This is a genomic window from Saccharothrix sp. CB00851 (assembly GCF_001905065.1).
In the GTDB taxonomy this organism is placed as follows: Bacteria; Actinomycetota; Actinomycetes; order Mycobacteriales; family Pseudonocardiaceae; genus Actinosynnema.
On record NZ_LWLC01000064.1, the window covers coordinates 222,834 to 236,076 of the forward strand.

13 protein-coding genes and 1 pseudogene are annotated in these 13,243 nt (G+C 70.7%); 9 read left to right on the forward strand and 5 right to left on the reverse strand.

Features of this window, described 5'->3' with window-relative positions; all coding sequences use genetic code 11:
• Positions 1-120 precede the first annotated feature (120 nt).
• A pseudogene (locus A6A25_RS46735) lies at positions 121-540 on the reverse strand (SMI1/KNR4 family protein); the annotation flags it as partial.
• Positions 541-628: 88 nt separating this feature from the next.
• The gene (locus A6A25_RS39490; protein WP_073899263.1) at positions 629-2,545 is read right to left on the reverse strand and encodes a discoidin domain-containing protein; all 1,917 of its coding nucleotides are present in this window, start codon (positions 2,543-2,545) and stop codon (positions 629-631) included.
• A gap of 106 nt (positions 2,546-2,651) precedes the next feature.
• On the opposite strand from A6A25_RS39490, the gene A6A25_RS39495 reads away from it, so the two are divergent.
• The 4 genes from A6A25_RS39495 (at position 2,652) to ppk2 (ending at position 5,381) form a co-directional block, all read left to right on the forward strand.
• Entirely contained in the window at positions 2,652-3,647 is a 996-nt protein-coding gene (locus A6A25_RS39495; RefSeq protein WP_073899265.1) for a LacI family DNA-binding transcriptional regulator, read from the forward strand.
• 155 nt (positions 3,648-3,802) lie between these two features.
• Complete coding sequence (locus tag A6A25_RS44470; protein ID WP_073899267.1) at positions 3,803-4,012, forward strand: hypothetical protein; 210 nt, start codon at positions 3,803-3,805, stop codon at positions 4,010-4,012.
• An 86-nt stretch (positions 4,013-4,098) separates the two neighbouring features.
• Positions 4,099-4,308 (forward strand): DUF2795 domain-containing protein, encoded by a 210-nt coding sequence (locus A6A25_RS44475; RefSeq protein ID WP_073899269.1) that lies wholly within the window; start codon positions 4,099-4,101, stop codon positions 4,306-4,308.
• Between the two features lie 59 nt (positions 4,309-4,367).
• Entirely contained in the window at positions 4,368-5,381 is a 1,014-nt protein-coding gene (ppk2, locus tag A6A25_RS39510) for a polyphosphate kinase 2 (RefSeq protein WP_083669036.1), read from the forward strand.
• Positions 5,382-5,408: 27 nt separating this feature from the next.
• Here ppk2 and A6A25_RS39515 read toward each other — a convergent pair whose 3' ends face one another.
• Both A6A25_RS39515 and A6A25_RS39520 read right to left on the reverse strand, forming a co-directional pair.
• Entirely contained in the window at positions 5,409-6,452 is a 1,044-nt protein-coding gene (locus tag A6A25_RS39515; protein ID WP_198933029.1) for a methyltransferase, read from the reverse strand.
• Between the two features lie 30 nt (positions 6,453-6,482).
• On the reverse strand, positions 6,483-7,760 hold the full coding sequence (locus A6A25_RS39520) for a serine/threonine-protein kinase (protein ID WP_073899271.1): 1,278 nt from the start codon (positions 7,758-7,760) through the stop codon (positions 6,483-6,485).
• 324 nt (positions 7,761-8,084) lie between these two features.
• Between A6A25_RS39520 and A6A25_RS39525 the strand changes: the two genes are divergently transcribed.
• Entirely contained in the window at positions 8,085-8,285 is a 201-nt protein-coding gene (locus tag A6A25_RS39525; RefSeq protein ID WP_073899273.1) for a hypothetical protein, read from the forward strand.
• A 138-nt stretch (positions 8,286-8,423) separates the two neighbouring features.
• Positions 8,424-9,065 (forward strand): hypothetical protein, encoded by a 642-nt coding sequence (locus tag A6A25_RS39530; protein WP_073899275.1) that lies wholly within the window; start codon positions 8,424-8,426, stop codon positions 9,063-9,065.
• Positions 9,066-9,513: 448 nt separating this feature from the next.
• On the opposite strand, the gene A6A25_RS39535 is transcribed toward A6A25_RS39530, so the two are convergent.
• Positions 9,514-11,031, reverse strand: coding sequence for a GGDEF domain-containing protein (locus A6A25_RS39535; protein ID WP_073899277.1), 1,518 nt, complete (start codon positions 11,029-11,031; stop codon positions 9,514-9,516).
• 59 nt (positions 11,032-11,090) lie between these two features.
• On the opposite strand from A6A25_RS39535, the gene A6A25_RS39540 reads away from it, so the two are divergent.
• The 3 genes from A6A25_RS39540 to A6A25_RS39550 all read left to right on the forward strand — a co-directional run bounded on the left by A6A25_RS39540 (position 11,091) and on the right by A6A25_RS39550 (position 13,212).
• A complete protein-coding gene (locus A6A25_RS39540) occupies positions 11,091-11,609 on the forward strand; it encodes a MarR family winged helix-turn-helix transcriptional regulator (protein ID WP_073899279.1) in 519 nt (172 codons plus the stop codon).
• A gap of 268 nt (positions 11,610-11,877) precedes the next feature.
• On the forward strand, positions 11,878-12,495 hold the full coding sequence (locus tag A6A25_RS39545; protein WP_073899281.1) for a DUF4360 domain-containing protein: 618 nt from the start codon (positions 11,878-11,880) through the stop codon (positions 12,493-12,495).
• A 111-nt stretch (positions 12,496-12,606) separates the two neighbouring features.
• Complete coding sequence (locus A6A25_RS39550) at positions 12,607-13,212, forward strand: DUF4360 domain-containing protein (RefSeq protein WP_380733505.1); 606 nt, start codon at positions 12,607-12,609, stop codon at positions 13,210-13,212.
• Positions 13,213-13,243: the final 31 nt, after the last annotated feature.

Sequence of the window (13,243 nt, forward strand, 5' to 3'; positions counted from 1 at the left end):
ACGGGTCCCGGTCGAAGGGCTCGAACACCGGTCCTCCGCGGCCAGGTCCCAGCCGAGGATGTTGCGCTCGCTGCGGCTGGTCGCGAGTTCGAGCATCACGGCCGTCATCGACCGCTTGGTCCTCGTCCAGGAGTTGCTCCTGTTCAAGTACACGACGTGCCACCGGTCGGGGTCGGCGACCCACGGCAGCCAGCACAGCGCCCCGCCCGCGACGTCGTCGGCGAACGGGATGACACCGCGCGGCTCCGGGAACGGCGCGTAGGAGTCGTCGTACTCCTGGAGTTCCTCCACCACGGTCAGCATCCGGTCGAGCTCGTCCTCGAACCGCGCCAGCGACCGCTGGTCCTGGACCGGGTTGTGGAACCTGACCACGTCCCGGAACAGCCCGGACGGGAACCGGGTCATGAACTCCTTGTAGTCGGCGGGGAAGCGGAAGCCCTCCCGACCCTCGACCGCGGCCCAGTCGAGCTCCGGGGTCACCCGGTCCCACCACTCGAGCGCCGCCGCGGTGCGGCCCACCACATTGTCCGGGTCCGTCATCGCACATCCCCCCTGGACGATCACCCGGACGTTAACACCGCCGGCCCGACCGGGGGTCACGCGGCGCGCGACCCCCGACCGGGGCGGATCAGCGGTACAGGCGGAGGTCGGCGACGCTCCACCAGTTGCCGGCCGCCGCGGTGGTGCTCACCCGCAGGTGACGGGCCCGCGTGCGCGGCAGGTCGACGGTGGTCAACTGGCCGGCGCCCGCGCCCGAGGCGACGGTCCGCCAGTCGGCGCCGTCGTCGCTGACCGACAGCCGCCAGGCGCGCGCGTAGTCGCCGAGGTTGCCGCCGCTGTCGATCGCCACCCGCCGGAACGCCGTGGCGCGGCCGAGGTCGACCTGGAGGTGCTGGTCGGGTTCCTGGGCCTGGCCGCTGCTCCACCGGGTGGAGGCGTCACCGTCCACGGCGGCGGCCGCGTTCTCGCCGGTCGGCGTGGTGGTGGCGGTGGCACCGGTCAGGGACACCGGGTCGAGCTTGTCTTCCAGCGCCTTGCCGCGCGGCCAGGTGAACGTGGCCAGGGCGCCGCCGGGCAGCGTGTACTCGAAGGTCCGCTCGCCGACGTTCACCGCGAACGTGCGCGGGTCGTCGTTCTGGTTGTGCACCACCAGTGCCGTGGAGCCGTCCGGGTTGCGGAACGCGACGTCCATGATCTGGCCGTTCCAGCCGGTGGTGCCGAACGACGTGCTCGCGACGCGCCGCGCGCCCGGCTTCACGAACTTCGCCAGGTGCCCGATCGTGTAGTACTCGGCGTCGGTCGACACGGTCCCGTCCGGGTGCACGGTGACCAGGCCGGTGCACGTGCCGCAGCCGCCGTTGTGCGGGCCGCCGGTGCTGTCCAGCGCGATGTTCCAGTTCACCACCGACTTGGCGTGGTTGCGGGTGGTGCCGATGACGACGTTGCGGGCGTGCCACTTGAGCGTCTCGCGGAACACCTGCGCGGGAGGGTCGTCCGGGCCGTGCGAGCCGGAGCACTCGGTGAACCAGATGCCCTTGTCGGGGTGCGCGTCGTGCAACGCGGTCTGCGCCGCCGGGTCACCCGAGTAGCAGTGGTACGCGGTGCCCGCGACCCACCGCGCGGCCGGGCTCTCCAGGATTCGGAACGGGTAGTCGGTCTCCGGGTCCTCGCCGGGCGGCGTGGTGGCGACGTCGTTGGGGTGGGTGCTCCAGTTGTGGTCGTAGGCGAGGATCTTCGTGCGCGGGCTCGCCTTGCGCAGCAACGGTCCCAACGCCTCGATGACCTTGATCTGCTGCGCCACCGGCATGTCCGTGCCCGGGTAGGCGTCGGGCGCGCGGTTCTGCGGCTCGTTCTGCAACGACAGGAAGTCCACCGGCACGCCCGCGGCGGCGTAGGCCCGCACGAACTTCACCAGGTACCGCGCGTAGGCGTCGTAGATCGCCGGGTCGTCCTTCAACCGGCCGCCCACCAGCGAGTCGGTGGTCTTCATCCACGCGGGCGGGCCCCACGGCGTGCCCATGACCTTCAACGCCGGGTTGAGCTGCTTCGCCCGGCGCAGCAGCGGCAGGATCTCGGCTTCATCGTGGGCGATGCTGAAGTGGCGCAACGGGAAGTCGGTCTGACCGGGCGGCACGTCGTCGTAGGTGTAGTGCTCGGCCTCGGCGGTGAAGTCGGAGGAGCCGATCGGCTGGCGCAGGAAGCTCACGCCGATGCCGCGCACCGGGTCGAACAGCTTGCGCATCGTCTCCTCGCGCAGCGCCGGGGAGAGCCGGTGCAGCACGTCGGCCGACGAGTCGGTGATCGACGCGCCGAAGCCGTCGACCTCCTGGTAGGCCACGTCGGGGTCGACCACGATGGTCTGGTGCGGCGACGTCCCGGTCCGGAACGCCACCGGCGGGCGTTCGGCCAGCACCTCGCTCCGGTCCACCGCGGTGACCCACACCCGGGCCGAAATCGTGTCGTGGCCCGCCGCCTGGACGGCGCCGGTCAGGCTCACCGGGAGCACCAAGGCCGCGGTCAGGGCGATCGCCCGGGATCTCTTCATCGCTCTCCTTCGAGCGCAGATGTAACAAGAGCGGAAAATGTGTTTCGTGATGGAACACCTGACGTGCCGAACGAGTCAAGGTGCAAGACGGGGTTAAGCTGCCGGGGTGAACAGGCGTGCACGGGTGCGCGAGATCGCCGCCGAGGCGGGCGTCTCGATCGCCACCGTCTCCCGGGTGCTCAACGACCACGTCAACGTGGCACCGCGCACGCGTGAACTCGTGCTCCAGGCGATGGCGCGCAGCCGGTCCGACGCGCCCGAGGGTCGAGGCCGCCGCACGGTCCACGTCCGCTGCCCCTACCTGCTGACCGACTACTTCGGCCTGATCGTCTCCTCGATCGCGGAGACGCTGCGGCTGCACGGCGTCCGGATGGTCCTGGACGCGGGCGTGACCTCGCAGCACGCCGACGTGCTCACCGCGCTGCCCGACGAGCCGGACGTCGACGCCGCGATCCTGATCCTGCCGCCGGAGGACGGTGACCGGCTCGTCGCGCTGGCCCGGCGCGGCCTCCCGTTCGTCGTGGTCGACCCGCGCACCGCGCCGCCACCGGACGTCGCGTCGGTGTCCGCGGCCCACCTCGCGGGCGCCCGCGCGCTCACCGCGCACCTGGTCGAGCTGGGTCACCGCGACATCGGTGTGATCGCCGGGCCCGTGGAGTGGCTGGCGGGCGACGCCCGCACGGCGGGCCACCACGCCGCGCTGGCCCAGGCGGGTGTCCTGCCCGCACGCCACCGCGTCCACCACGTCGAGCCGACCACGGCCGAGGGGCTGCGCGCGGCCGGCGAGCTGCTGGACGAGCCGGACCGGCCGACCGCGATCGTCTGCTTCAACGACAAGCTCGCCGTGGGCGCGCTCCAAGCCGCCCACGAGCGCGGCCTGCGGGTGCCGGAGGACCTCTCCGTGGCCGGTTTCGACGACATCGACCTGAGCCGGGCGACCCGCCCCGCGTTGACGACGGTCCGCCAGCCGTTGCAGGAGATGGGCCGGATCGCGGTCACCCAGCTCATGCGGGTACTGGACGGTCACCGGCCCGAGGCGCTGCACCTGGAGCTGTCCACGACGCTGGTCGTGCGCGAGTCGACGGGCCCGGTGCCCGGGTAGCCTCTGGGTTACCGCATTTGTTTCATTTTGTTCCACGCGTCCGGGACCGCGGGATACGGGGGCGGTGGGGCGGGCGGGATGCGAGGATCGGGGCGTGGTTTTCGGCATCGGCGTGCGGGCGGCTGCGCCGGGCCTACCACTTCGACGGCGCCGGCGTGCCGCTGTTCGAGGGCGAGGTGACAGCCGACGAGACCGCGCTGGGCATCGGCACCCGGCCCGAGTCGCCGGACGACGAGGCGTGGTGGGACACCGTGCCCGGCGAGGGCGACGTGCTGGCCCTGGCCCGCCGGTGGAGCGTGGACCCGACGACGATCGAGGGCGTGGCGACCGACGGTCACGGCATCACCGGCCGACTGCGCCACTAGAAGTTCGGCCTCCACATCGGACGGTGGCATGCGTCGCCCCCGTGCCGGGTAACCGGTGGGCACGGCCCGTGCGTGGAGGGAGTGCCATGAGCGACACGACGACGGTGGGCAGGCTGCGCACCGCGCTGGGGGACGTCCGCTACCCGGCGGACAAGGGTCAGTTGGTCGACCACGCGTCGCGCAACAACGCCGACGAGGACACCGTGCACGCGTTGCACTCGGTCCCGGACGGCGTCTACACCTCGTTCGACGAGGTGGTCGAGTCGGCGGCGCTCGACCCGGGTCGCGAGGCGTGACCACCGGATAAGTCCTGAGTGGACTCCCGAGCTGTGGCGGCACCACCAGCGCGACGGTCATGTTTGGCCGGCCGGCCGTCGGGTACGTCGAGCCCGTGGACAGCGTGCTCGACTTCGCCGACCTGTTCCCCGGGCTGCGGGTGGACGACCTCGTGGTGGATTACGAGGACGGGGACGACCCCGTGCTGCGGCACCCCGACGGCACGGAGATCGACACCTGGCGGGAGAACTACCCGTACCCGACGCGGCTCACGCGCGAGGAGTACGAGCTGTCGAAGCGGCTGCTGCAGATCGAGCTGCTCAAGCTGCAGTACTGGATCAAGGACACCGGCGGGCGGATGGTCGTGGTGTTCGAGGGACGTGACGCGGCGGGCAAGGGCGGCACGATCAAGCGGTTCACCGAGCACCTCAACCCGCGCGGGGCGCGGGTGGTGGCGTTGAGCAAGCCGACCGATCGCGAGCAGGGCGAGTGGTACTTCCAGCGCTACGTCAACCACCTGCCGACCGCGGGCGAGATCGTGCTGTTCGACCGGTCCTGGTACAACCGCGCCGGCGTCGAACGGGTCATGGGCTACTGCACCGACGAGCAGTACGAGCGGTTCATGCGGCAGGCGCCGACGTTCGAGCGGATGCTGGTGGACGACGGGATCGTGCTGGTCAAGCTGTGGTTCTCGGTGTCACGGGCCGAGCAGCGGACCCGGTTCCTGATCCGGCAGGTCGACCCGGTGCGGCAGTGGAAGCTCAGCCCGAACGACATCAAGTCGCTGGACCGGTGGGACGCCTACACCGAGGCGAAGGTGGCGATGTTCCGCGCCACCGACACCGAGGCCGCGCCGTGGACCGTGGTGAAGAGCAACGACAAGAAGCGGGCCCGGATCGAGGCCATGCGCAGCGTGCTGGCGCGCGTCGACTACGCGGACAAGGACCCCGAGGTGGTCGCCGACCCCGACCCGCGCGTGGTGGGCCCGGCGGCCACGCTGCTGGAGGAGGGGGAGGACGAGACGACGCTCAGCCCGACGCCCCTCGCCCCGGCCGAAGACGGCGACCACGGACCGGGCAGGCACCCCTCCTGAGGCCACCCGCCTCGACGTCCGCCGGGGTCAGGAGGCGGGGACGCCTTCCACGACCGACAACCGCGTGCCGGTCGGGATCACCCTGGTCAGGCGCCACCCGGCGCGGTCGAACAGGGCCTCGAACTCGGCGCGCGTGCGTTCCCGTCCGGTCAGCGAGCTCATCATGAGCAGGTCTATGACCTTGCCGGGTTCGGGGTCGTTGCCCGGCGGGATCACCGCGTCGACGACCAGGACGCGTCCCTGGTCGTACACGGCCTCCCGGCAGTTGCGGAGGATGCGCACGCACCGCTCGTCGTCCCAGTCGTGCAGGATCCGCTTGATCAGGTAGACGTCGCCGGGCGGTGCCTCGGCGAAGAAGTCGCCGGTGGCCAGGGTCCAGCGGTCGTCCGCGCCGAGTTCGGCGAGCCGGTGCTCCCGCAGCACGTGCGACTGCTCGAAGAGCACGCCGTGCGACCCGGGGTTGTCGCGCAGCACCGACAGCAGCAGGCCGCCGTGACCGCCACCGACGTCCACGACCACGGCCTCCGGCGGGAAGTCGCAGGCCCGCGCGATGACCGGGTTCTCCGGGTCGGACATCGCCGCCATGCCGACGTGGAAGACGGCCGCGGTGTCGGCGTCACGGGCGAAGTGATCGAAGAACGGCATCCCGAACAGCCGCTCGAACGGTGACGTCCCGGTCCGCACGGCCTCCTCCAGTTCACCGGCGGTCCGCCAGAAGGTCCGGTCGGTGAGCATCAGGATCGCCGAGCGGAACGATCCCGGCACGTCGGTGCGCAGCAACTCGGCCGCGGGGGTGAGCGCGAACCGGCCGCCGTCGTCCTCGGTGAAGATCCCGCGGGTGGCCAGCAGTCGCAACGTCCGGTAGAGGTTGAGCGGGTCGGCGCCGACGTCCTCGGCCAGTTCGGCGACGGGCCGCGGTCCCGTGCCCAGGTGGTCGGCCACGCCCAGCGCCGCGGCGGCGCGCAACGCGGCCGGGAACAGGTAGGCCATCGCGTGGTCCATCAGGGCGAAGCGGGGATCGGCTTCCGCCGGCCGTTCGGTCGGAACGGGGGAGTTCTCCACAGTCGACACGGTCCGCACACTAGCGATAACGGACAGTTATCACCAGTCTCCGGTCGTGTCCTCGGTCGGCTGGGCCGACGGTTCGGGTTCTTCCGTGGGTTCCGGGACGTCCGACGTCGGGGTGGGCGGGATCGAGGTCGGCTGCTGGGTCGTGGTGACGACGGGCTCGGTGGTCACCGGCTCCGGTTCCGCGGCGGGAGGTTCGGTCGCGGTCGGCTCCGGGGCCGCCTCCGACGTGGTGGGCTGCGGTGTGTTCGGCGTGGTGGTCGTGCCGGTGGCTTGCGGCGTGCGGATGAAGCGGGGCTCGGCAGGTGCGTCCGACGACACCGTTGCGGGGGCTGGGGCTGCCTGTTCGGTCGAGGTTTCGAGTGGCGCGGAGGTGGCCGGTGGCTCGCCGGAGGTCGCGGCCATCGTGATCGCGAACGCGCCGACCAGCGCGCCCGCCGATGCGACGAGCGCTCGCCACGACGGGCGTGACGCGGCACGCGGCAGCTCCTCGGTGTCCGCCTCGGTGACCGGGGCGGGTGGCGGGGGCGCCGCGCCCAGCAGGACCTGGGCGCAGTCGTGTGCGGTGGGGCGGTCCTCGGGGGCGGAGGACGTCATGCGTGCCAACAGTTGTCGGACGTCGGCGGGCAGGTCGTCGGGGACGGCGGGCGGGCGGTGCAAGCGGGCGACCGCCGCCTCCACCTCGCTGCCGCTGTACTCGCGCCGCCCGGTCAGGCACTCCAGCAGGACCAGGCCCAGGGCGTAGACGTCGGTCGGGTGGCCGATCTCCTGGCCGAGCACCTGTTCCGGTGCCAGGTAGGCGGCGGTGCCGACCAGCTCGTTGGTGCGGGTCAGCCGCGTCGCGCCGGTCAGGTGGGCCAGCCCGAAATCGGCCAGGTAGGCGTCGTCCTCGTGGTCCAGCAGGATGTTCGCCGGTTTCACGTCGCGGTGCACGAGGTCGTGGGCGTGCACGTGCGCCAACGCGGCGGCCAGCCGTGCGCCGAGGCGCCGCGCCTCATCCAGCGGCAGCGGTCCGAGGAGCAGGCGGTCGTGCAGGGTGCGGCCCTCGATCAACCGCAGCACGACGAACGGCGTGGGTCCGGTGGTGTCGGCGTCGTAGACGGACACGAGCGCGGGGTGGGAGAGGCCGGCCAGGACGTGGACCTCGTTGTCGAACCGCCGGGCGCCCGCCGGGTCGAAGCCGGGCTGGAACAGCTTGATCGCGACGTGCCGCCGCAGCACGGTGTCCCACCCGCGGTGCACCTCGGCCATGCCGCCGATCCCGATCGGTTCGAGGAGTTGGTAGCGGCCGGCGAGCACGTTGTCGCTCACCGAGGGGTCGCCTACCGAGGGTGACACCGTCATACCTCCGGTCGCGTGAACAGGACACTTCCTAATGCCCGGATGCGACCGACGGCAAACAGGTGAGCCGACCTCGGTTCGGTGTCGCCGGCATCACCGGTCGGTGATCCCGGGCGACGGCGCCGATGCGGAAACGCTGTCGTGGCCCGATGATCCTCGCCTCCGCTGCGGTCATGGCGAGAGCGCTCGGCGTCGTCCTGTTGTCGGCACTGCTCGTCGCGTGCAGCACCGCGATGGCCGACAACGCCGTGCCGGTGCCGAACCCGACGTTCCCCCGCGCCCACCGCCGAGCGGTTGCTCCGGGACCCGGGTTCGGTCGACCCGTGCTGGCAGGTCGAGCCGGCGGACGTGGCGGCGTTCGGCGAGGCGACGATCGCGCCGGTCGAGTCCGCCGATCTCGTGGTGCTCAACGTCAGCGTGAACGACAATTCGTCCGACGACGTCGATGCGGTGCGGGTCGTCGCGGCCGAGGTGTGGGCCGGCCTGCCGCGCTGACCCCGCCGGTCGCCTCGGCGAAACGTGCTGCGACATTCGACGGATCGAGTGAAAGTCGTTCGCTTGACGCCCCGCTGCGCGGCCGCGTGTACTGGGTCGAACGGACCGACCGGCGAGCCAACCGAGGAGGGGTCCGTCATGTCCACTCGGTACACCCTGAACGTGTGCAACGACTCCACGCTGTTCCAGGACTTCTGCGTGTACCAGCAGACGGTGGACCTCGGCGTGCCCGGCGCCCTGTCCCTCGCCTGGCTGACCGCGCCCGCGCGGCCGAACACGACGGTCACGTTCGAGTGGGACCTCGACTACTGCTTCGTCTGGTCGGCCACGGGTTCGCTGCTGCCGGGCGTGCGGTTCGAGGCGCTGGAGACCTGGGCCGCGGACCCGGGCGACCTGAGCGGGGACCAGGTCCTGTTCGACTACGTCGACGGCGCCTACCGGTTCGTGGCGGGCAAGGTCACCGGTGACCCGGAGCTGGGCAGCCTCTACCTCGGCGTGTCGCCGTCGGTGCCCGCCGATGCCGCCGCGGTCGGGATCGGCTTGTCCCACGCGGGCGTCTTCGCGGCGGCCGCGGTGCCTGACGAGACCCTGGTCTTCACACCCAAGCCGAACTACTGGCTGACCGCGGGCGCCTATGCCGCCGGCGAGGTGCTCGACGGGGAGGAGATCAGCGACGCCGTGCAGCTGCAGTACGACGGCGGCTTCACCCTGACCGCCGTGCTCAACCCCGACAACACGTGGACGGTCAACACTGCCAGCCCAACCGCCGCCTCCACCTGACCGCCCGCCCCACCTCGCCCCCGCCCCGCCCCGTCCCGCCCAACGCAACCGCCCGCCCCATATTGCAACCGTGCGGTTCGTGTTGCCGCCACCCGCCCGGATCTGCAGGCGCGCATCGCAAGCGCCCGGGATGAACTGCAACCGCCCGCGCCTTATTGCAACCGCCCGCGCCAACTGCAACCGCCCGCTCTGACCTGCCCCGGCCCGCACCGCACGGCCCCGGTCCGCACTGCACGGCCCGGTCCGCACTGCACGGCTCCGGTCCGCACCGCACGACCTCGGCCCGCACTGCACGGCCCCGGTCCGCATCGCACGGCCGTGGCCCGCATCGCCTTGGCCTTGCCGTGCCACATCACTGGGTGCCCGGTCGTTGCGCTGCCCCAGCCCGCACCGCCGTCCCGCCGTCGGCCCGGCACCGGCGTCCGGCCCCGCCACACCCCTCGCAATTTCACCCCTGCGAGTGAATGACCAGCCCCCGTCCGCCGTCGCGTTTGGCTTCGTACATGGCCTTGTCGGCCCGGCTGAGCACGGTCGCGGCGGTGGTTTCCGGGTCTTGGTCGGCGCAGATCACGACGCCGACCGAGGCGCTGATCTCCTCACCGAGCACGTCGAGGATGCGGAACGCCACCTTCTCCGGCTCCTCCAACCCCTCCACCAGAACCCCGAACTCGTCACCGCCGAGCCGGGCCACCACGTCGGTGTCGCGGACGCATCGCAGCAGTCGCTGCGCCACCTGTTCGAGGAGCGCGTCACCGTGCGCGTGACCGGACACGTCGTTGACCGCCTTGAAGTCGTCCAAGTCCACGAACAACAACCCGAACGGCGTGCCGTCGCGCTGGTGGCAGTCCATCGCCTCGTCCAACCTGCGCTCGAACAACGCCCGGTTGGCCAAGCCGGTCAACGGGTCGTGGTGGGCCTGGTGCGTCAGAGTGCGTTCCGACTCACGCAGCAGCAGCACGAGCTTCGTGTTGTCCACAAGGGTCACCAGCTGCCGCAGGATCACCGCCACGAACACGGTGAAGCCGCACCCGATCTCCACCCCGTCCAGCGGACCGATCTCGCCGATGATCGTGCGCCGCAGCACCAGCACGCTGCTGATCAGTAACGGCACGTAGGGCATGAGCAGGTAGGCCCACTGCCACGGCCGCCGGTTGCGGCTCGGGCCGGTCGACGGCGACGGCAGCGGTGCCAGTGCGGCCAACCCGATCAACGCCGGCCCGATCACGAACCCGGCGTTGGCCAGCGGCGGCACCTCGGGCGCTTGGACGCTGACCAGGTAGGCGAACGCGAGGTCGGACACCGCCAGTCCCACCAGGCCGAGCCCGAGCAGCCGCAGCTGCGGTCGCAGCACGACCTTGCGGTCCGCGCTCAGCACCACCACGATCACCAGCAGCACCAGGTCCGTCACCGGGTAGGCGATGGCCACCAGGAACGCCGCCGAACTCGGGTTGCCCGACGCGACCAGCCCGCCCAGCGACGTGGTCCAGGTGAGCGCGAACAGCGACCCGACCACGATCAGGCCGTCCAGCAGCAGCACCAGCCTGGCGCTGACCGAACGCCGGTCCAGCAGCGCGTCGGGTGTGTCGGACCGCCGGAAGTTGCCGATGACCAGCAGCGCGACGAACGCGAACGGCACGATGCTCAGGTAGCCGGCGTCCGCCGGGGACGGTGACGGCACGGCCCGCCGCTCGACCAGCTGGTACCACGTCCACAGCACTTGACCGGTGGACCAGCCCGCCATGCCGAACCCGGTCGCGAGCCGCCACCGGCGGTCCGGTCCGGTCGCCCGGCGCGCCGTCCACCAGCAGCAACCGGTGGCGAACAGGCCCGTGGCGAGCTGGGCGAGGTCGTCGAGGGCCACCGCGGCATCGCCCTTGACGATGTCGAAACTCGCCGCCACGGAGGCGGCGGTGGCGAGCGCCAGCACGACCGCGGCCGTGATGGCGAACCGCCTCGTCCCGATCACGTCGGTCAGTGTGCCGCATTCAGGTCCCGTCGGCCGGGTTGCCCTGCGAGGATCAGCGCGTGGCAGAGCAGGAGGTTCCCGTCGCCGGCGACGTGGCGACGGAGCAGGAGTACGAGCGGTTCGCCCGGCACCGGATCGCCGAGTTCGGCGGGGACGCGGACGCGTTCGGCCTGTCGTACAACGTGCTGCACCTGGCGTACATGATGATCACCGACTACGAGGCGCTGGTGCACCGCGAGCAGGGCTGGACGATGCCCGGGTTCCGGTTGATGTTCAAGCTGTGGATCCTGGGGCCGACCCAGCCCGCGCGGCTGGCCGAGCTGTCCGGCACGACCAGGTCGGCGATGTCGAACCTGATCAACACGCTGGAACGGGCCGGGCTGGTGGAGCGGACCAGGGACGGCCAGGACCGGCGCGTGGTGTTCGTGGCGCTCACCGAGGAAGGCCGGGCGTCGGTCGCCCGCGTCTTCCCGCGCCAGAACGGGCGGGAGGCGCGCTGGTTCGAGGTGCTGGACTCGGACGAGCGCGCGCAGATGGTGCAATTGATCCGGCGGGTGGTGGCGGCCCGCCCGAAGTAGCCGGTCGAGACGCGGTATTTCGCAATCTGGTCGCGATTTCAACGAAATCGTGTGGATTGTCCACGTCTTTCCGCGGTAGCCGGTGAACCTGGTGCGCAGACTATGCCCGGTCGACTGGAAAAGTAGTGCGCCTTTTCTCGAGGGAAACATTTGTCCCACTCTCTGGGAGCGGTTCCACTCTAATGGAGGAACGGACGGTCGGCGGCATTGCGCTACGGTCCTGTAACCGCCGTCACACCGCACGTTAACCGCACGAGAAAGGCCATTCATGCTGACCTTAGTGGCCGCGGCTGCATTGACCATGTCCGCGCTCCTGCCCTCCGGTGAAACGACGGTCGACACCGCGCCCGATTACGTCACGGTCCAGGTGAAGACCGTGAACGGGTCCGGCTGCCCGGCCGGTACCGCGGCGGTCGCCGCGTCGCCCGACCGCACCGCGTTCACCGTGACCTACAGCCAGTTCCTCGCCCAGGCCGGTGCCGGTGCGGACCCGACGGACTTCCGGAAGAACTGCCAGCTCGCCCTGGAGCTGTCCTACCCGCAGGGCTTCACCTACGGCATCGCCCAGGCCGACTACCGCGGGTTCGCGCACCTCCAGCGCGGCGCCGTGGGCCTGGAGCAGGGCAGCTACTACGTCCAGGGCACCTCGCCGACCGCCCGCAAGAGCCATTCCTACACCGGCCCCTTCAGTGACAACTGGCAGGCCACCGACACCACGGAATGGGACGCCATCGTCTACGCGCCGTGCGGCGAACAGCGGATGTTCAACATCAACACCGAACTCCGGGTCACCGCGGGCACGTCCACCGGCACCAGTTTCATGGTGATGGACTCGACCGACAGCAACGTGAGCACCACCTACCACTTCTCGTGGAAGAGGTGCTAGCCGGGCCCGCCTAGGGGTCGGGAAATTCGCGACTTGCGTCAATTCGCCGCCGATCGTGCTCAATGACGAGTCGGAAGGTGCTGCATGTTCAATTTCGTGGCGGCCGTCACCATGGCGGCGGCGGTGATCATTCCTCCCGGCGGGGCGCCGAACACCACCCCGCCACCGGATCACATGACCATCGACGTGGTGACCGTCAACGGCTCCGGATGCCCGGCCGGTACCGCGGCCGTGGCGGTCTCACCGGACAACAAGGCGTTCACCGTCACCTACAGCCAGTTCATGGCGCAGGTGGGCGTCGGCGCACTGCCCACCGATTTCCGGAAGAACTGCCAGCTCAACCTGAGGCTGAACATCCCACAGGGGTTCACCTACGGCATCGCGCAAACCGACTACCGCGGTTTCGCCCACCTCGAGCAAGGCGCGAGCGGTCTGGAACGGGCCAACTACTACTTCCAGGGCATGTCGCCGACGGCGTACCGCAGCCACAGCTACGCGGGACCGTTCAGCGACGACTGGCAGGCCACCGACACCACCGAGCTCGCCGCGATCGTGTACCACCCGTGCGGTGAGCAACGGCTGTTCAACATCAACACGGAGCTGCGGGTGAGTGCCGGCAGTTCGGACACCACCAAGACGACCAGCTTCATGTCCATGGACTCCACGGACGGCTCCGTCGAGACGACGTACCACTTCGCCTGGAAGACCTGCCCGTGAACGGACCGGCTCGGTGAGCGGTGGATCCCCG